Genomic DNA, 17,769 nt, shown 5'->3' on the forward strand with positions numbered 1-17,769 from the left:
GCGCGCACGGCCGAGGGCACTTCGAGACAGGCCTTAGCTGCGTGCTTGGACGAAGTCGATTAGGCGGTCTGCGTCTTGCTTTTCCAGGACGATTCCGAAACTCTCGGCCAGCGTTTCCGGTAGGTCTTCGGGGGCCAGGGCGCGGGACTCGACGTCGCCGTCCGGGCGGGTGAGGGTCAGTTTCGTCCCGTCCAGCACGCGGTGCGAGCCGGCGGAGAACTTCTGCACGAAGGGGCGGGTCGTGAACGGCGAACGCGCGCTGGTCGAGACGAAGTAGCTGCCCACCTCGAAGTCGATGCGGAACACCTCGTTCAGCACGAACGTGTGCCGCTGGACCCAGCCGTCCGGGCCGCGCTGGTGCATCTCCCATTCGGCCGTGTTCGGCGTCCAGGCGGTGACGGTGCGGCCTCGCCGGAGCCGGAAGCCCCAGCCGTCCTGGACGGCCTCCTCGCCGTCCACGAGCCGCAGCGGCTCCAGCGGACCGGCGCCGAACCCCACGTCGCACAGCCACGCCGGCTCGTCCGGCGACGCCTCCGGCGGGCGGACGTGCAGGAGCGCGTGCGTCAAGGGAAGGATCTTCGCCGCCCCCAGGGTGACCCGCCCCGCCAGCGCCGTGACCTCGTACCCGAGCCTCTCCAGCACCGCCGCGAACAGCCGGTTGTGCTCGTAGCAGTAGCCGCCGCGCGGGCGCTCGACCAGCTTCGCCTGGACGGCGTCCAGCGACAGGTCGACCGGCCGCCCGAGCATGATCTCCAGGTTCTCGAACGGGATGGACGTGACGTGCGCGCGGTGCAGGGCCCGCAGCGCGGCGGCGGTCGGGGCCGGGGCGCCGTCGTGGCCGATCCGCTTCAGGTAGGCGGGCAGGTCGACCGACTCGCCCTGCCACCCGCAGCCGAGATCCTCGCTCATGTTCTCCCTCTCCCCGGTGACGGCGACTCGCCGGACGCCCACGGCTCGCCGGTGATGGTGACAACACCGCCGGCGTCCCGGATCCTCCCGGCGATGCGGTCGACGTCGCGCCGTTCGGCCGGGGGCAGGGCGGCGCCGGCCGCAGTGCGGAGCGCGCCCGCCTCGGCCAGCAGCCCGGCCGCGGCCTGATGATCGCCTGCCAGGGAGCGCGCCCCGGCCAGCCCTTCCAGCGCGAGCGCGACGGCGCGCGGGTCGCCGACGGCGCGGGCGGCGGCGAGTCCCTCGGTGTGCAGGGCCAGCGCGCCGGCGGCGTCACCGCGCTCCTCGGCGACGAAGCCGAGCTGGGCGTGCACGAAGGCCAGGCCGGCCGTCCCGCCGATGCCGCGCAGCCAGTCGAGCCGGGCGCGCAGGTGCTTCTCGGCGGCGTCGAGGTCGCCGCGGGCCCGGGCGACGAGCCCGAGCCCGACCTCGGCGAACTCCTCGGCCGACCGCGCCATGTGCCGCCGCGCCAGGTCCAGTGCCCGCTCGTGCAGGTCGCGGGCCTCGCCGAGGGCGCCGGTGAGGAGCGCGACGCGGCCGAGGCCGGACAGCCGGAACGAGGTCTCCGGCCACATCCGCGACTCCTCGGCCAGCCGGAGCCCGTCGCGGAGCAGCCGCGCGGCCCCGTCGTAGTCGCCGGTGATCTCGGCGCGCCGGACGAGCGCGTCGGACGCCTCCAGCCGTCCCCACGGGTCGCCTAGCTCGGCGAACAGCGCGGCGCTGCGCACCGCGTCCCTTTCCATGGCGGCCAGATCGCCGTGCCCGACGGCCTGCTTGGCCCGCGTCGCGAGCGCGGCGGCCGTGAACCAGCGGTCCTCCTGCTCCAGGAACACCGCCAGGGCTCGGTCGACGCGTCGCTCGTTCAGGGCCAGATCCCCGTATGCCCAGTGCACGTGGCTCAGCAGCCACTCGGCCCTGGCCTTGGCGAGCGGATCGTCGTGCTCGGCCAAGGCGGCCTGCCGGAGCTCCTCCGAATCGACGCCCTCGCCGACCAGCATGGTGAAGGCGGTCAGCCACGTCGCGGCCTCGGTTCTGGCCGGTGACGCCTGCGGATGGGCGGACACGGCCTCGGCGAACGCGCGGCGGGCCTCCCCGAAGCGCCCCCGCAGGTACCAGTACCAGGCGAGCGCGTTCACCAACCGGAATCCGGCGCCGTTGGCCAGCGCCGCGCGCAGGTTCACGGCCTCCACGTCGAGCAGCTTCAGCCAGTGCCCCTGTTCCGGCCCGCGCAGCCGCTCCGACGCCTCTTCGGCCAGGCCGGTGTAGTGCAGGACGTGACGGCGGCGGAACTCGTCCTCCTCGCCCGCTTCCCGCAGGCGTTCCAGGGCGTAGGCGGCGACCGTCTCCAGCAGCCGGTACCGGCCCTCCTCCGTCCGGACGACGAGGGAGCGGTCGACCAGCCGGGCGAGCACGTCGACGCCGGTGCCGCAGACCGCCTCCGCGGCGTCCAGTGTGCAGCCGCCCGCGTGGACGGCGAGGCGCCGCAGCGCGATCCGCTCGGGCCCGGTGAGCAGCTCCCAGCTCCAGTCGATCACCGCGCGGAGCGTCCGCTGCCGGGCCGGGCCGCCGTGCCGCCCGCCCGCCAGCACGCGGAACCGGTCGTCCAGCCGCTCCGCCAGCTCCCGCACCCCGAGCGCGCGGACGCGGGTCGCCGCCAGCTCCAGCGCGAGCGGTACCCCGTCCAGCCGCCGGCAGATCGCCGCGACCCACGGCGCCGTCCCGGCGTCCAGCACGAAGCCGGGGGACGCCGCCGAGGCCCGCACGACGAACAGGCGGACCGCGCTCGACTCCCGCAGCGCGTCCGGCGCGGTCTCGCGACCGGGCAGGTCGAGCGGCGGGACGAGCTCCAGCCGTTCCCCGGCGATCCCGAGGGGCTCGCGCGACGTCGCGAGGACGCGCAGTCCGGGCGCGCCGGCGAGCAGCCGCCCGGCCAGCTCGGCGACGGGTTCGAGCACGTGCTCGCAGTTGTCGAGGACGAGCAGCGCGCGCCGTCCCCGCAGCGCGTTCGCGAGGGGGCTGCCGGCGGACTCCTCGCGCAGCCCCAGCGCGCGGGCGACCTGCCCGGCCACGTCGTCGGCCCCGGCCAGCTCGACCATCCACACCCCGTCGGGATGGTCGGCGACCGACCGGGAGGCGATCTCCACGGCCAGCCGCGTCTTGCCGACGCCCCCCGGTCCCGCGAGCGTCACCAGCCGGTGCTCGGCCAGCAGGGACCGGCCCCGCCGGGCCGCCTCCTCGCGCCCGATCAGCTCGTCGAGCGCGGCGGGCAGCCGGGGAGCCGGACGCGGCGGAGCGGGACCGTCCGCGAGCATCGAACGGTGGAGGTCCGCGAGCTCGGGCCCCGGGTCGGCGCCCAGCTCGTCGGCGAGCCGCTCGCGCAGCGCGTGGTAGCCCGCGAAGGCCTCGCCCTGCCGCCCGGCGCGGTGGAGGGCGCGCAGGTGGAGGGCCTGGAGCCGCTCGCGCAGCGGGTGGCGGGCCGCCGGCGCGGCCAGCTCGGCCGCCACCGCCGCGTGCTCGCCGAGGTCGAGTCGGGCCTGCGCGTGCCGCTCCAGCGCCACGAGCCGCCCCTCCTCCAGCTCGGTGATCGCGGCGCGGGCGAAGCCGGCGTCGGCGAAGTCGGCGAAGGCGGGGCCGCGCCACAGCGCGAGCGCGTCGCCGAGGAGCCGTCTGCGGGCGAGGGGATCGGCGGTCTCCCCGCCGAGCGCCGCCGTGAACCGCACGGCGTCGACCGTCTCCGGGTCGGCGTCGAGCGCGTAACCGGGCGGGCTCGCGGCGACCAGGCCCCGGCCGCCCGGCTCGCCCTCCTCCAGGGCCTTGCGGAGCTGCGAGACCCGGGCTTGGAGCGTTCCGACCGGGTTGCGGGGCGGCCGGTCGCCCCACAGCGCGTCGATCAGCAGATCGACGGACACGGGCCGTCCGGGACGGGTGAGCAGGACGGCGAGCAGCGTGCGGACCTTCGTCTCCGGCACGCGCACGGGCGCGGCGGCGTCCGTCCACACCGCGAGCGGTCCCAGCACCCCGAAGCGCACGCCGTCCAGCGTAGCCACCGCTACGGACGGACCCGCAGCACGTCCGTAGCTGCCATGGCGAGGGTGGAGGTAACACACACCCAGGAGGACACATGAAGACTTCGGTGACCGTCATCGGTCTCGGACCCATGGGCGCGACGATGGCCAGGACGTTCCTGGAGAAGGGCCACCCGACCACGGTCTGGAACCGGACGGCGTCCAAGGCGGCCCCCTTGGTGAAGGACGGCGCGGCCCTCGCCCCCACCGTCGCCGACGCGCTCGCGGCCTCCGACCTGGTCGTCGTGAGCCAGACCGACTACAAGGCGATGTACGACTCGCTCGACGGCGCGGACCTCCAAGGACGCGTCATCGTCAACCTCAGCTCCGGCAGCCCCGGCGAACTGCGCGGTGCGAGCGAATGGGTGTCCGAGCGGGGCGGCGTCCTGCTCACCGGTGGCGTCATGGTGCCTCCGCCGGGCATCGGGCAGCCAGGCGCGTACGTCTTCTACAGCGGCCCGGAGCAGACGTTGGAGCGCCACCGGGAAACCCTGGGCCTGCTGGGGGACGTCACGTTCGTCGGCGAGGACGCGGGCCTGTCGATGCTCTACTACCAGGCGCAGCTCTACCTCTTCTGGTCGACCTTGACCGCTTACATGCACGCCGTGGCCCTGCTGGGCACCGCGGGCGTCTCCGCCAAGGAGTTCCGTCCGTTCGCCACGTCCACGCTGCTCGGTCTGGGCGGCGACGGGCCGATGGGCTTCGTGAAGTACGCCTCGGAAGCGATCGACGCAGGCGTCTACCCGGGCGCGGACAACACCCTTCGCATGCAGGCCGTCGGAGCCGACCACGTCGTGGAGGCCGCCCGCGAGGCCGGAATCGACACCGCCGGGCCGACCGCCCTGCGGGACCTGTTCCGGCGTGCCGTGGACGCCGGCCACGGCGAGGACGGGCTGTCCGCCGTCATCGAGGCGGTTCGCCGCCCCTGAGCAGCGGGAGGCGGAGCACGAACCGGGCGCCCGCGGGGGAGTCGGCGATGCGCAGGGAACCGCCGTAGATCTCGGCGATCTCGCGGGCGATGGGCAGGCCGAGCCCGGTGCCCTGGGGGTCCCGGACGCGCGACTCGCTGAGGCGGGCGAACCGCTCGAAGACGCGTTCGCGGGCCTCCTCGGGGATGCCGGCGCCGTCGTCGGAGACCTCCACGACCGCGTCGCCGCCGTCGCGCGCCACGGTCACCTCGATGAGCGACTCGGCGTGCCGCTCGGCGTTGCCCAGCAGGTTCCCGAGGACCCGGCTCAGCCGCACCGGGTTCGCGCGCACGACCACGCCGGGCTCCAGGTGCGTCCTGGTCGGGACGTCGCCGGCCCGCAGGCCGACCTCCCGGCGGACGAGGGCGGCGAGGTCGACGGGCTCCACGGGCTTCGGGGTGCGGGCGTCGAGCCGGGACAGCTCCAGCAGGTCGGCGACGATGTCGTTCAGGCGCCGCGTGTCGCGGAGCGCGCCGCGGACCATCGGCTTCCAGTCGGCGTCGTCGGGCTCGCCGAGGGCGACCTCCAGCCGCGTCCGGAGGCCCGAGATCGGGTTGCGCAGGTCGTGGGAGGCGTCGGAGACGAAGCGGCGCTCCCGGGTCACCGCCTCCTCCAGCCGGTCGAGGGTGGCGTTGACCGTCTCGGCGAGGCTCTGGATCCCCCCGGCGGCCTCCGGGACGGGCACCCGGTGGTCCAGGCCCCGCGCGTCCAGGTCGGCCATCTCGGAACGGATCAGGTCGACCGGGACGAACGCCTGCCCGATCGTGTGCCACGTCCACCACGCGATCAGGCTGAGCAGCGCGACCAGCAGGCCGAACAGGGCGAGGGGCAGCAGCCACACGTTCAGCAGGCCGGGCAGCGGAGCCGCGGCGATGACCACGACGTCCGGGCCCCACGGTGAGGTGCGGATGCGGAGGCCGAACGCCCACAGGCATGTGCTGACGAAACGGGGGCATATCCGCTGGTCGATCAGCAGCTCGCCCCTCGCCAGGTCGGCGGTGGCGAGCGCGGGGCGCCCCTGGATCGCGTCGCTGGCCGCAACGACCCGCCCCTGGGGGTTCACCACCTGCACCATCGGCGCCTCGCCCGGAGCCACCTCGATGACGCCGGGATTCCGTCCCCTGGAGAGCTCGAACGCGATCCGCTCCGCGGTCCGCTCCGTCTGGCGCGCGACCCTGTTCTCCGCCCAGTCCCGGGCGAGCAGCAGCATCAGGACCAGCGCCAGCGCCAGGATCAGCGCCGACACCGCGACGGTGATGAGAGTGGCGCGCCCCCGCACCGAGAAGAGCAGCCGCCTGCCCCACATGCGGGCGTACTCCCGATTCCCCGTCGTCACCCTGGCATCCCGGAACCGTGCACACCGTCACTCTAGGTGACTCACCGTGAAGGGCCCGCGCCGCCCACGACGCCGGAACGACGCCGGAACGGCCCCGTGAACAGGACAAGGGCCGCGATCCGTATATCGAGGGTGACGGGCCGCCTTCCGGACGTGAGGGCGGCCGGGACGGGGAGGCGGTGCTGTGGTCGGAACGCGGGACCGCGTGCTGGTCGGCGAGATCACGTTGCCGGGCGTGCGGCGGTCGGTCGGGTGCGTGCGCGGCTTCGTCCGGACCGTGGCGGCCGGTCATCCCGCCCTGGACGACATGGTCCTGGTGGCGAGCGAGACGGTCGCGAACGCGATCACGCACACGGCGTCCGGGCTGGAGGGCGGGCTGGTGAGGGTCGCGGTCCTGGCGGGGGACGGGGGCTACAGGATCGAGGTCGCCGACGAGGGCGCGGCGGGCGGCCGTCCCCACGTGAAAGGGGAGCGCTCGCGGGACGGAGCGGGCGCGGAGTCGGGACGCGGGATGCGCATCGTGGAGGCGCTCGCGTCGCGATGGGGTTTCCGGACGGACGGCGGCCGGACGGTGGTGTGGGCGGAGTTCCCGGCCCCGAGGGCCCTGCCGGCCCCGGCCGCCGCGGTGGGGCGGGGCCGGGGCCGGGAGGGGCCGGTCAGCGGCCCCGGTTGAGCTGCCGGGTGGGCATCTGCCGGGCGTTGCGGCGGTTGTTCGCGAAATTCGCCGACCTGAGGTCGGAGTTCTTCCGCCTGCCCTTCTTCCGGGATTTGGAGAAGGGGTCGTTGTTCATTTCATGGTTCATTGCACGCATGAAGAGATCACCTCCGGGCACGTCTGAATTCGGCCGTGAAAGGCCGCGAAGAGGGTGAGGAAGGGCGCGCCGCATCGCCGCAGGACACACGCGTGCCGATGCGAAGGAGGAGCGCCGGGGAAGGAGACGGGAGCGGGCCCGCGGCAACACCGGGGGCGGCTCGACCGGAAAAGGATCAAAGCTTCATGGGGGTTAGTAATCCATACTTCCGGGCGCCATGTCAAGCATTAATTTCTGCCGGGCGTGAACTCGATGGCGGGGAAACGGCGATACATGCCGGGAGGCTTCATGAAGCTGCTGGCTCGGGTCGCCGTCGCGGTGGCCGCGGTGACGGTGACGAGCGGGCTGTCCGCGTACGGGTACTACTGGCGGTTGCAGAACGCCGTCCAGCACGAGGACGTCGACCGGCTGATCGGGGGGAACCGGCCCAGGAAGCTCAACGGGGCGGTCAACATCTTCGTGCTCGGGTCGGACACGCGCGAGGGCGCCAACGCCCAGTACGGGCGGGGCCTGCGGGGCAAGCCGCCCGCGTCCGACACGATGGTGCTGCTGCACCTGTCGCCGGGCGGCGGCCAGGCGATCGCCGTCGGCTTCCCCCGCGACCTGATGGTCCCCATTCCGGCGTGCACCCGCCGGGACGGGACGAAGGCGCCGGGCAGCGGCGTCGCCATGCTGAACGAGGCGATCGCCCACGCGGGCCCCACCTGCACGGTCCACACCATCGAGCAGCTCACGAAGGTCCGCGTCGACCACTTCGTGCAGGTGGACTTCGTGGGCTTCAAGCGGATCGCGACGGCGGTCGGCGGCGTGCCCGTGTGCGTGACGGCCGACGTCCACGACAAGGACTCGGGACTGACCCTCACCAAGGGGCGGCACCGCCTGAAAGGCGAGGACGCCCTGGCCTACGTCCGCAGCCGCAAGGGCTTCGGGAACGGCAGCGACACCGAGCGCATCCGCCGGCAGCAGCTCTTCTTCGGCGCGCTCGCCAAGGAGGCGATGAGCGCGGGCGTCCTCACCGATCCGGGACACCTGAACGCCCTGCTCAAGGCCACGGCCGAGTCGCTGACGACCGACAGGGGGCTCACGGTCGCGGAGATGCTGAAGATCGTGCAGGGCATGCGCGACCTGGACGCGGGGAAGCTGCGCTTCGTCACCGTGCCGTCCGGGGCGTACCCGCTGAACCGCAACCGGGTGGCGCTCACCCAGCCCGCCGCGAACGAGTTCTTCGACGCGCTCCGCAAGGACGTGGTGGCGCCGGCTCCGGCGAAGTCGCCGGGCGCGCCTCCGGGCAGGGCGCGGGTCTTCAACGCGTCCGGGATCGACGGCCGCGCCGCGCAGGTGGCGGCGCAGCTCCAGGACGCGGGCTGGCAGGTCGCCGAGGTCGGCGATCTCGGCTCCCGCCCGCAGGCCACCGTCGTCCATTACGGGACGGGCGCCGAACCGCAGGCGAGGGCGCTCGCGAGCCTCCTGCCGGGCGCGCGGGTCGCGCCGCGCGCCAAGACGCCGCCCGGCGTCGTCGACCTGGTCATCGGGACGGGCTTCAGCCGGGTCCGGACGTCCGGCGGAGTCCCCGTCCAGCGCGGCGAGAGCCGGGCGAGCGACGAGGTCTGCGAACAGGTGGCGTGACCCGCGGGATCTGCGTGGCGCGTTCTGTGGGGTGCCCGTCGTGGACGCCACAAGAACCCCGGTGACAGCCTGGAGGCATGCGCGTCGCGTTCGTGATCTATGACGGCTTCCAGATCCTGGACCTGACCGGCCCGCACGAGGTGTTCGAGGCCACCGGGCGGTACGAATGCCTGGTCGTCGGCCCACAGGCCGGACCGGTGACAGCGTCCGGCGGCCTCCGCGTCCACGCGCCCTTCGGCACGGACCTCGCGGTCGTTGGGCAGGGGCTTGTCGTGCAGCTTCTTGCCGGAGGGGTCCAGGGCGCAGGCATGGTGTTCGCCCTTGCCGACGTCCAACCCCAGGAACACCGCGTACCCGACGCTCGCGTTCGCCTCTATCGGGAGGTGTTTGGCCTGGTCACGAGTCCTGGCGACGGCTGTCGGCATCCACGTTACGGCGAGACGATGACTTCGTCACGGAAGGTTGCCTTGTCCCTTGAGCGGTCCACCGACGCCACCCGGGCCCGGTGACAACACCCCCCCGGATCATTCCTGCGACAGGGGGCTTGAGCCATGCCGGGCCGGGCTTTCCACCGGCATGTCGGCGTCGCGCCGTCGGACTACCGGGACCGTTTCAGAGGAACGAGGGAGTACGCATGTTCGAGGATCGTATGTCGGCGTAGGGCCGACCGTCCTCCCTCGACGGAAGCGACGAAACACGCAGAACTCTCCCTCAGGAGCGCTCTGCGGAGACCTCCGACGGCATTGCGCCGCGGAAACGCCCGCCAGCAGCTTGCGGGCAGCTCGTGGAACCTTCCGCCGGTATCCGGAATCGCACCTCCGATCGCTGACGAGGGCGAGGCACTATCTGCCACCGACGCGATCCCCTTCTTGATGGCGTCCTCACGGGCCGACGAGAGACTGCGCTCATGGTGGTCACAGCGGTCGGGCGCAGGCCGCGGCGGCGGTCTCGGGCGTCTGCCGCGAGTGGCTGAGCGTGTCGTCGGGCAGGACGAGCATCAGCCCGGTGACGGCCGCCCTCCCCCGCGCCGGAGTCGGGGGACTCAACGCCCTCCGGACCCGCTCAGCCTGACGATCAGCAGCGTCGCCTGCGGCGTCTCGCCTTCGTCGGTGGAGCGGTCGCCTGGCCGATCGTGGCGCTGCTCGGTGCCGGGACGCTCATGGGCGGCTGGATCGGCACCCGCGCCGGCCATGTCTCCCCCGGCCGCTCGGCGCGCGCTGCTCCAGTCCGCGGGTGTCATCTCCGCGATCAACGTCCTGGGTCCTCGGGATGTCCGAAGCTCTGCGCCCGAAACCGACGCCGTCCGCCTCGACCAGGATCGGGGGGACGATATGGTCTTCCGAACGCCGGTTCACCGACGCCGACTCGTCACGTAGAGCGGGCACGACGTCGCCTCCACACCACCCGCCGAATCAGGCAATCGGCAGATGCTGGGTTCATGTGCGGCGTGCGGCCGATTGGTCGACACGGTCCGGCAGGGCGGCCGCTCCAGTCAGGCACACGTCGCAGTTCCCGCATGAGCCCGGGTAAGCGGCGTCGCCAAGGGTGCCGGCACGGGTGGTGCTCGATGCTGTGCCAGGTGCGGGTTAGTAGGTTGACCAGGCAGTTCACCCCGGTGACGGTGAGCGCGATCATTCCCGGATCGGTCGGTTGTGCTTGGTCTGGTCCCGAGCCGTGATCATGGTTGCGCTTCCCTTGGAGATCCGCACGGTCTGTTTTGGCGCCCCGACTTGGTAGGGGCGCAACAAAAAAATAGAGGTAAGGAGCTTCGCATGCGTAGCGTCTACAACACTGGCGGCCCCGGGGACGAGGCCGCCGACCAGACCAGAGGAGCGGTCCCACCTGCGGACCCTTCAGGGCCGGGCAGCGCTGAAAGGTCCGCCGAAAAGGCGGCATCCGCCGTTGGATCGGACCGAAGCGACACCCATGGCTGGCTGCTGACGGCCGCACTCTCAAAAGTGGGTCCTCCTTCGGAGGGAAAGTCAGTGCGATCCGCACCCTCCGGTGAGGGGTCGTCACCGACCTGGCCCCAGTGGCTCACCGAGAAGGTCCGCAAGGGCAGGGTTGGGCTCTCCAGGGGCGAGTTGAAAGTCGTCCGGGGCCTAGTCCAAACGGTGGAGAACTGCGGCCGAGTAGGTATCCTCAACGCGTCTCGTCTGCAGCCCGACAGGGTCATCGAAGCCGCCGACCACGGTGGCGTGATCCTCGTCGAGGCACCCGGACTGTACTTCGTCGATTATGGCGGACGGGTAACGTCGGAAAACCTTTTGCCGGAGGACCGACTGGGGCTGGAGTTCGCCTCCAGGCTCGTCAAGGCCCTGCGGGATGACTATCCGGATGCGAAGGTCGTTGTAGTCGGTCTTTATGACGATTACAACCCCTATAGTCACAGCACTCCCCGAGGGGCGGTGTCCTGGCCCTTCGATCCGGATCGCGTCAGAGAGTTCCGAGAGAGTGTTCCCGGTGTTCTCGAAGAAGCCGGGGTCATTTCTCCTGGAGCCGATAGGCGAGATCATGTTGAGTTTTGGGAGGCGGACATGGTGTCCGCCGCGCACAACTTGATAGACGAGTTGACGGGTAGCGGTTATACGATCGAGTCGGATGGACGACTTGATTACGTGAACCCGGAGGTCGAGAATCCAGAGCATTTTCGCTTTCCACTGCGAAAGGAGAACGGACACCTCGCGTGCGAGGTCCTGGATCTTGTGAAGGTGCTCAAGAGCATGGAGATCCTCCGTGCCGCCAATCTCGACCGAGAGATGCGGCTCGTTGTCGCGCTTCCGGAGTATTTCCGGAAGCAGCAAGATCGGCTTTGGGAGCTGTTGCGAATATTCGGAGTGCAGTATTACGAATACCACAATGTCTTCTATCCGGAGGATGCCCTCCCCGGGGAAGTGACCCGGGCCGCTCAACGCCTGTTGCGTTCTGCGCGGCAGCATGGCGGTCCACATCTCCGGCCGCCACAACCGAACAGCGTCACCGCCCGCGGCTAGGGCGGAGACGCCGGCCACTGGCAGCGATCAACGATTAGCGCGGAGGGCCCGGCATCACCGCCGGGCCCTCCTTTGCGGGAGAACCTCCTTGACCTCGTACTTTCGTGCACCCGGCAGAACGGGAGGTGATGCCCTTCGGCTGCCTCCTGCCATTGGGGGTGGCGGAAGGTGAAGCCTTCTTCCAGGAGGCGGCCGGGGACGACGCGGCGGCTTTTCATCAGTGGTTCGGTGTCCGAGCGCAGTGCGAGCGCTCCGAGCTCGGCCATCCATTTCGCTGTGGGCAGGCCCACCGGGACGCCCCACGCTCTGCGCAGGTCTCGCATCAGGGAGGGCTGTGGCAGAGGGTTCGGAGCCGCGAGATTCACCGGCCCGGCAATATCGTCCTGGTCGATCAGGAACTCCAGCGCGCGCACGAAGTCCTGGTCATGGATCCAGGACACGTACTGCGCGCCGCCCGCGACCGGGCCGCCGAGGCCGAGCCGGGCCGGCCAGAGCAGGTGGTCGAAGACCCCGCCGCAATCGGGGCTCACCACCATGGCGGAACGCGGGGCGACCTTGCGGGTGGACGGTGTCCCGACCCGCTGCTGCGCCCGCTCCCCGTCCTTGGCGATCTTCACGCTGTAGGCGCCCAGTAGCCGGGAACTCCGGGCTCGGTGCCGCCGATGATGCCGGACGCCTCGTCGTTCCTTACGTCCCTTGCGTCGTGGACGGCAACCTCATCACGAGCCCAAGCGTGTCGGCCGGTACCGACATGGCTCTCTGGCTGGTCAGACGGATCCACGGCTGCGACCACGCGCGCAAGCTGCGCGTGGCCACCCACCCTGCCATGCTCGACGTCTCCCGTGAACGCCTTCGGCATCTCCCAGGCCACCGCCTACCGGTACCTGCACGAGGGCATCGACGTCCTGGCCGATCGGGCACCCGATCTGCACGAGGCTCTCGAACGCGCCGTCGCCGACGGGCTGGGGCACCTGATCCTGGACGGGAAGATATTCGACACCGACCGGTGCCGCCTGAGCACCATCAGCGTCAAGGGCGAGCAGATCGATTCCTGGTACCCGGGAAAGACCCACGACTTCGGCGGCAACATCCAGGCCCTGTTCGAACCCGACGGGTTCCCGATCTGGACCAGCGACGTCGAACCCGGCCACACCGTCGACATCACCGCCTCCCGCGTGCTGCCGATCCTGGCCGACCCCGGCTACGACGGCGCAGGCCACGGCGTCCATATCCCGTTCAAGCAGCCCACCGATGGCGGCGAACTCCACGTCGACAACCGCACCTACAACGCCCTGCCGCGCGCGCTGCGCAGCCTGGGCGAACGCGGCTTCGCCCTGCTCGCCGAACGCTGGACCACACTCCAGCACATCACCCTCAGCCCCGGCCGGATCGGCGATCTCGTCCGGGCCGCCCTCGTCCTGGTCCATTCGAACACCGCCGGATCACCTGAAAGTCAGTGAGAAAACGTCTGTACGAGCCCGCGCTCCCGTACATGGCGGACGAGCAGTAGGCCGAGGAGACGGGGCCGGGGAGGCCTGCCCGATTGGAACGAACATTCAGCCCTACCGGTGATGATCTTCGCTTGTAGGCATAATCACCCGAATGGCGATGTCGCTTCCGGTGCGGTTCCGCAGCGATGGGGTGAGGGTGGCGGTGGAGACCGACCCCCTGCACGCCCCGCTGCGCGACTTTCTCATCAACGACCTGGGGGACGACGTCTCCGCGATAGCGCGCGCCCAGGGGCGGCTGAGCGACGGCGCGGCCCTGCCCTGGCAGGAGCAGTACCGCTACCACCGCCTCGACTTCGACGGCACGACCGTGCACGTGCGCGACGTCGCCGGATGGGCGTCCTGCGACCTCGAACCGGCCGTCCTGCGGCGATGCCTGGACGAGTACCTCCACCAGGTCGGCGCCCTCAGGAGCCGCCGCAGCCTGGAGCGCGATCTCGGCGGGCCGGGCAACGGCGAGCCCATGGCCGCCTCCCTCGCCCTCGGCTCGGTGTCCCGGCGGACGCAGGGATGGGGCCTCGTCCAGACCCCGCGCGCCGTGCTGGAGGACCTCGCCGGGCTCACCCCGCACCCCGACGGCTGCATCCCGCACGGCGTCATGGAGACCGGCTCGGGCGCCTGCTGGGCGGACCTCGCCGTCCTGGACGAATCGGGGAAGCGCCTACGCAGCGGCACCAAGACCTTCATGCCGAAGGGCATCGACCCGGAACGCGTCATGGGCGAGCTGGGGAACGCTCTGACCCAGGCCCGCTTCCTCAACGGGATTCCAGGGGCGTGGTCGGGCGTCGTCGCCGGTGTGCCGGTGCACGGCTACGTCGACCCGGAGGCCGTCCTACGGCTCCCCTGCCAGCCCATCGAGATCGGCGGCGTCGTCCGGCGCGTCAAGGTGTTCTTCCCCGAACTCGCCGATTCCGGTGTGGACCTGGCGTCCGCGGCGTCCAGCGCCAGCGCGTTCACGCCTTCGGTCTACGGGCCACGGCACGTCCTCACGGCGTTCCTGCTCCACGACGTGCAGAGCCACCGCCACCACCTGGAAGTCGTCCGCGCGGCACGTCCCGGCTGGGAGCACACGGGCAACGCCTGCCACATCCGCATGGACGTCCAGACCGTCCGCCTGGAACACCTGTGGCTGCCCGGCCACACCTGCGAGGTGCCGACGGGCGAATTCGCCAGCGTCCTCTACGAATACGACCGCCTGACGGCACCCTGACCCCGATCGGCCGTCACGGCCTAGGAGAACGCCGCGACGACCGTGTCGGTGAGGGCCGCACCGGCCATGCCGTCCGGATCCAGTTCCGGGTCGTAGATGGCCACCTGGAGACCGACCGCGCGGGGGCTCGCCACCAGCGTCCCCAGGACGGACGTCAGCTCCTCGAACGACAGACCGTCCGGGTTGGGGGAGTCGACGGCCGGCATCACGCTCTTGTCGAGGATGTCGGCGTCCAGGTGGATCCAGTACCCCTCGATCGGCGCGGCCTCCAGATGCGCCCGCGCCCCCTCGGCGGCGGAGTCCGCGCCGTGCTCGCGGATGTACTCGATCGGGAAGCGCCGCACGCGCGAGGCATCGAAGGCGTCCAGGTCGAACAGCTCGAAGTCCTCGGGCTCCCGCTGGACGCCGATGTGCGCGACGTGCTCCTCCCGCACGTAGGGGCCCAGCCCCTCGACGTCGGTGAGGGCGGCCGGACCGTGCCCGGTGACGAGGCCGAGCGCCGTCCCGCCCGCCGTCAGCCGCCCCGCGGCGGCCGACGGGTCCCGCCGCGGCGAGTAGTCGTCGTGCCCGTCCAGGTGCGCCAGCCCGTGGACGCCGCGGCGGCGCAGCGCGAGCATGGGGCCCAGCAGGATGCCGCAGTCGCCGCCGAGCACGACCGGGAACTCGCCGCGGTCCAGCACCTCGCCGACGCGGGCCGCGAGACGCTCGGTGTAGTCGGCGAGGCCGGGCCCGTTCAGGTAGCCGGTCTCGTGGTGCGGGCCGAACACGTAGGGCGGCGGGTCCACGCGGCCGGCGTCCTCGGCCTGGAGGCGGCCGACGATGCCGTGGCCGCGCAGTGCGCGCGCCAGCCGGCGCACGCCGGGCTCGTGGCCCTCGCGCGGCGGACGGAGTCCCAGGTTGGACGGTGCGTCGAGCACTGCGATCATTCTTGCAATCTAGAACACCGAGACACCTCGGGCACATCGCCCGACTGCCGGGACCCCGGACAACGGCCGTGGCCCGGGAGCGGCCGCGGCGACGGGCGGCGGCCGGACACAACGGGAAGGGGCGTCCGATGACCGCTTCGGGACGACTCGTCGACCGCCTCCTCGGCCTGCCCGAGCCGCCGTCGCCGCATGTCGAGTCGGTGCGGGACCTGCGCGTGCCCATGCCGGACGGCACCGAGCTCGTCGCCGACCTGGACCGGCCGCGCGGCGCGGGACCGCTCCCCGTCGTGCTGATGCGCACCCCGTACGGCAAACGGCAGGCCGTCGTCCGGCTGTTCACCGGCGTCCTGACCCGGCGCGGGTTCCAGGTCGTCGTGCAGAACGTGCGCGGCGTCTTCGGCTCGGGTGGCGAGTTCCACGCCTTCCACGACGAGAAGGACGACGGCTTGGCCACGCTCAAGTGGCTCCGTGCGCAACCCTGGTGCGACGGAAGGGTCGCCATGGTCGGCGCCAGCTACCTCGGGTTCGCCGAGTGGGCCGTCGCACCCTACGCAGACCCGCCGTTGGCAGCGATGGGGTTGGGCATCACCGCGTCCGAGTTCGCCAGCTCGTTCTACCCCGGTGGTGCACTCGCCCTGCACAACACTCTCGTCTGGTCGTCCTTGATGGGCACGCAGGACGAGAAGCGGCGGCCGTTCCACAACAGGCGCGTCCGGCAGGCGATGCGGCACCTGCCGGTAGGCGAGGCCGACCTCGCGGCCATCGGACGCCCCGAATCGTTCCTGCGCGAAGTCGCCGCCCACGCCGAGCCCGGCGACGACTTCTGGGAGGCGACCGACCACAGCGCCGCCGTCCCCGCGACCACCACCCCCACCACGATGGTCACGGGCTGGTGGGACCTCTTCCTGCGCGGCCAGCTCAGAGACTTCACCGCCCTGCACGCGGAGGGTCGCCAGGTCCGCATCACCATCGGCCCTTGGGGGCACGACGCCAAGGCCCTCCGTGCGACGCTCCACGACCAGGTCTCCTGGCTGAACGCCCACCTGAACGGCGACAAAGCCCAGCTCCGCAGGGCGCCGGTAAGGCTGCACCTGCAACAGGCAGACACCTGGCTGGACTTCGACCAGTGGCCCCCACCTGAGACCGAACCCACGCCGCTCTACCTGTCCCACGGCCTCGTCTGGGACGAGCCGGACGCGGATCCCGCCACGTTCACCTACGACCCCTTCGACCCCACCCCGAACGTCGGCGGGCCACTCCTGTCACCGGGCAAGGGGAAGCAGCGCGACAACGCCCCCCTCGAACGCAGGGGCGACGTGGCCGTCCTCACCGGCGCGCCGCTGACCAGGGACCTCGACGTGATCGGGCCCGTCTCGGCGACGATCCACGTGCGCACCAGCACCGGCCGGGGCGACCTGTTCGTCCGGCTCTGCGACGTCGACCGCAGCGGCGTCTCCCGCAACGTCACCGACGGCATCCTGCGCATCACGTCCACCGGGATCGTCCGCGCCGAGATCGAGATGCATCCGACCGCCTACCGCTTCCGGCGCGGCCACCGCCTGCGCGTCATGCTCGCGGGCGGCGCGTTCCCCCGCTTCGCCCGCAACCACGGCACCGCGGAACCCGCGGGCCGGGCCGTCGCGTCCCGGCGCACCCGCTTCGAGATCCTCCGCGACGCGGCCCATCCCTCCGCGCTCCACCTCCCTCTCTGGAAACCCTGACCGTCCCGCCGCGGACGAGGCCGCCCGGCCGACGCTCAGCCGAGACCTTCCGGCCGCCCGTCGCGGCCGGACGCCCAACGTGTTCCACTCATCGCACACCGCGGTCCGTTCGTCGACAAGCCAGGGCAAAGCCGCGATGCGCCGTCGCACCCCTCGCTACGTTCTTCGCATCCGCCAGTCGGCCGGCGCGAGCCGCTTCGGGGGGAGCGGCCGTTCTGCGTCCGCGCCGAGACCGCGACGGCGGAACGGGGGGAGAGGGGTCACTCGGGGGAGTGGCCCCTCCGTCCGTGCCGGGCGGCGGGGGAGAGCCGCAGGTCGCCCTGGTCGAGCCGGACCGCCGCCTGCAGCCCGTCCAGGCTGCGGCCCTTGCGCGCCTCGTACGCGCCGATCCCCTCGAAGATGCCGGTGACGCTCTCCCACTGCATGTCGGGGCGGCCGATGGCGTCCACGAACTGGCGGACGGTCTCCCGGACCGCCCAGCGCATCCGCCGTCCGTAGCGGCTCTCCGGCGGGCGCGTACTCCGGGACGAGGCCCTGGATCTCCTCGACCATCTCCACCGCGGCCGTCTCCAGGTGGGGCCGCAGGGGCCCGGCGACCTCAGGCGGGAGCCCGGACAGCGGGAAGCGCCGCCCGGCGGACGGGACGGTCCGACTCA

At 71.9% G+C, this 17,769-nt stretch carries 16 protein-coding genes and 1 pseudogene; 7 read left to right on the forward strand and 10 right to left on the reverse strand.

Translation table 11 applies throughout. The features are described 5' to 3' along the window. Positions 1-33 precede the first annotated feature (33 nt). Positions 34-909, reverse strand: a complete 876-nt coding sequence (locus ACQEU6_RS31185) for an arylamine N-acetyltransferase family protein (protein WP_499336608.1) — start codon at positions 907-909, stop codon at positions 34-36. Beyond that, positions 906-3,977: an AfsR/SARP family transcriptional regulator gene (locus tag ACQEU6_RS31190; protein ID WP_499336609.1), complete on the reverse strand. Its 3,072-nt coding sequence runs from the start codon at positions 3,975-3,977 to the stop codon at positions 906-908. Before ACQEU6_RS31190 ends, ACQEU6_RS31185 begins: the two co-directional genes overlap by 4 nt. Before the next feature lie 92 nt (positions 3,978-4,069). Between ACQEU6_RS31190 and ACQEU6_RS31195 the strand changes: the two genes are divergently transcribed. Continuing rightward, complete coding sequence (locus ACQEU6_RS31195; RefSeq protein WP_499336610.1) at positions 4,070-4,942, forward strand: NAD(P)-dependent oxidoreductase; 873 nt, start codon at positions 4,070-4,072, stop codon at positions 4,940-4,942. Here ACQEU6_RS31195 and ACQEU6_RS31200 read toward each other — a convergent pair. Beyond that, positions 4,917-6,317, reverse strand: a complete 1,401-nt coding sequence (locus tag ACQEU6_RS31200; protein WP_499336611.1) for a sensor histidine kinase — start codon at positions 6,315-6,317, stop codon at positions 4,917-4,919. The genes ACQEU6_RS31195 and ACQEU6_RS31200 overlap by 26 nt on opposite strands. Positions 6,318-6,501: 184 nt before the next feature. Between ACQEU6_RS31200 and ACQEU6_RS31205 the strand changes: the two genes are divergently transcribed. Then, on the forward strand, positions 6,502-6,990 hold the full coding sequence (locus ACQEU6_RS31205; protein WP_499336612.1) for an ATP-binding protein: 489 nt from the start codon (positions 6,502-6,504) through the stop codon (positions 6,988-6,990). On the opposite strand, the gene ACQEU6_RS31210 is transcribed toward ACQEU6_RS31205, so the two are convergent. Beyond that, on the reverse strand, positions 6,974-7,120 hold the full coding sequence (locus tag ACQEU6_RS31210; protein WP_499336613.1) for a hypothetical protein: 147 nt from the start codon (positions 7,118-7,120) through the stop codon (positions 6,974-6,976). The genes ACQEU6_RS31205 and ACQEU6_RS31210 overlap by 17 nt on opposite strands. Before the next feature lie 297 nt (positions 7,121-7,417). Between ACQEU6_RS31210 and ACQEU6_RS31215 the strand changes: the two genes are divergently transcribed. Beyond that, a complete protein-coding gene (locus ACQEU6_RS31215) occupies positions 7,418-8,755 on the forward strand; it encodes an LCP family protein (protein ID WP_499336614.1) in 1,338 nt (445 codons plus the stop codon). A 224-nt stretch (positions 8,756-8,979) separates the two neighbouring features. Here ACQEU6_RS31215 and ACQEU6_RS31220 read toward each other — a convergent pair. The 3 genes and pseudogenes from ACQEU6_RS31220 to ACQEU6_RS31230 form a co-directional block, all read right to left on the reverse strand. Then, positions 8,980-9,132, reverse strand: a pseudogene (locus ACQEU6_RS31220) (IS110 family transposase); the annotation flags it as partial. A gap of 537 nt (positions 9,133-9,669) precedes the next feature. Then, positions 9,670-9,801: a hypothetical protein gene (locus tag ACQEU6_RS31225; RefSeq protein WP_499336615.1), complete on the reverse strand. Its 132-nt coding sequence runs from the start codon at positions 9,799-9,801 to the stop codon at positions 9,670-9,672. After that, positions 9,798-10,007 (reverse strand): hypothetical protein, encoded by a 210-nt coding sequence (locus tag ACQEU6_RS31230; RefSeq protein ID WP_499336616.1) that lies wholly within the window; start codon positions 10,005-10,007, stop codon positions 9,798-9,800. Before ACQEU6_RS31230 ends, ACQEU6_RS31225 begins: the two co-directional genes overlap by 4 nt. Before the next feature lie 520 nt (positions 10,008-10,527). On the opposite strand from ACQEU6_RS31230, the gene ACQEU6_RS31235 reads away from it, so the two are divergent. Further along, positions 10,528-11,748 carry a hypothetical protein gene (locus ACQEU6_RS31235; protein WP_499336617.1) on the forward strand — a complete coding sequence of 407 codons (1,221 nt, stop codon included), beginning with the start codon at positions 10,528-10,530 and terminating at the stop codon, positions 11,746-11,748. On the opposite strand, the gene ACQEU6_RS31240 is transcribed toward ACQEU6_RS31235, so the two are convergent. Further along, on the reverse strand, positions 11,745-12,365 hold the full coding sequence (locus ACQEU6_RS31240; protein WP_499336618.1) for a DUF1731 domain-containing protein: 621 nt from the start codon (positions 12,363-12,365) through the stop codon (positions 11,745-11,747). The two genes, ACQEU6_RS31235 and ACQEU6_RS31240, sit on opposite strands and share 4 nt — an antisense overlap. 225 nt (positions 12,366-12,590) lie before the next feature. On the opposite strand from ACQEU6_RS31240, the gene ACQEU6_RS31245 reads away from it, so the two are divergent. Together ACQEU6_RS31245 and ACQEU6_RS31250 are read left to right on the forward strand one after the other, a co-directional pair. Further along, positions 12,591-13,208 carry a transposase family protein gene (locus tag ACQEU6_RS31245; RefSeq protein ID WP_499336619.1) on the forward strand — a complete coding sequence of 206 codons (618 nt, stop codon included), beginning with the start codon at positions 12,591-12,593 and terminating at the stop codon, positions 13,206-13,208. Positions 13,209-13,350: 142 nt separating this feature from the next. Continuing rightward, positions 13,351-14,466: a hypothetical protein gene (locus ACQEU6_RS31250; RefSeq protein WP_499336620.1), complete on the forward strand. Its 1,116-nt coding sequence runs from the start codon at positions 13,351-13,353 to the stop codon at positions 14,464-14,466. Positions 14,467-14,486: 20 nt separating this feature from the next. Here ACQEU6_RS31250 and ACQEU6_RS31255 read toward each other — a convergent pair whose 3' ends face one another. Then, on the reverse strand, positions 14,487-15,392 hold the full coding sequence (locus ACQEU6_RS31255) for an arginase family protein (protein WP_499336621.1): 906 nt from the start codon (positions 15,390-15,392) through the stop codon (positions 14,487-14,489). Positions 15,393-15,520: 128 nt separating this feature from the next. Between ACQEU6_RS31255 and ACQEU6_RS31260 the strand changes: the two genes are divergently transcribed. Then, the gene (locus ACQEU6_RS31260) at positions 15,521-17,113 is read left to right on the forward strand and encodes a CocE/NonD family hydrolase (protein ID WP_499336622.1); all 1,593 of its coding nucleotides are present in this window, start codon (positions 15,521-15,523) and stop codon (positions 17,111-17,113) included. A gap of 260 nt (positions 17,114-17,373) precedes the next feature. Here ACQEU6_RS31260 and ACQEU6_RS31265 read toward each other — a convergent pair whose 3' ends face one another. Beyond that, the gene (locus ACQEU6_RS31265; RefSeq protein ID WP_499340395.1) at positions 17,374-17,715 is read right to left on the reverse strand and encodes a PucR-like N-terminal domain-containing protein; all 342 of its coding nucleotides are present in this window, start codon (positions 17,713-17,715) and stop codon (positions 17,374-17,376) included. Positions 17,716-17,769: the final 54 nt, after the last annotated feature.

Origin of the sequence: Spirillospora sp. CA-108201, assembly GCF_050936235.1 — a bacterium.
Classification (GTDB): domain Bacteria; phylum Actinomycetota; class Actinomycetes; order Streptosporangiales; family Streptosporangiaceae; genus Spirillospora.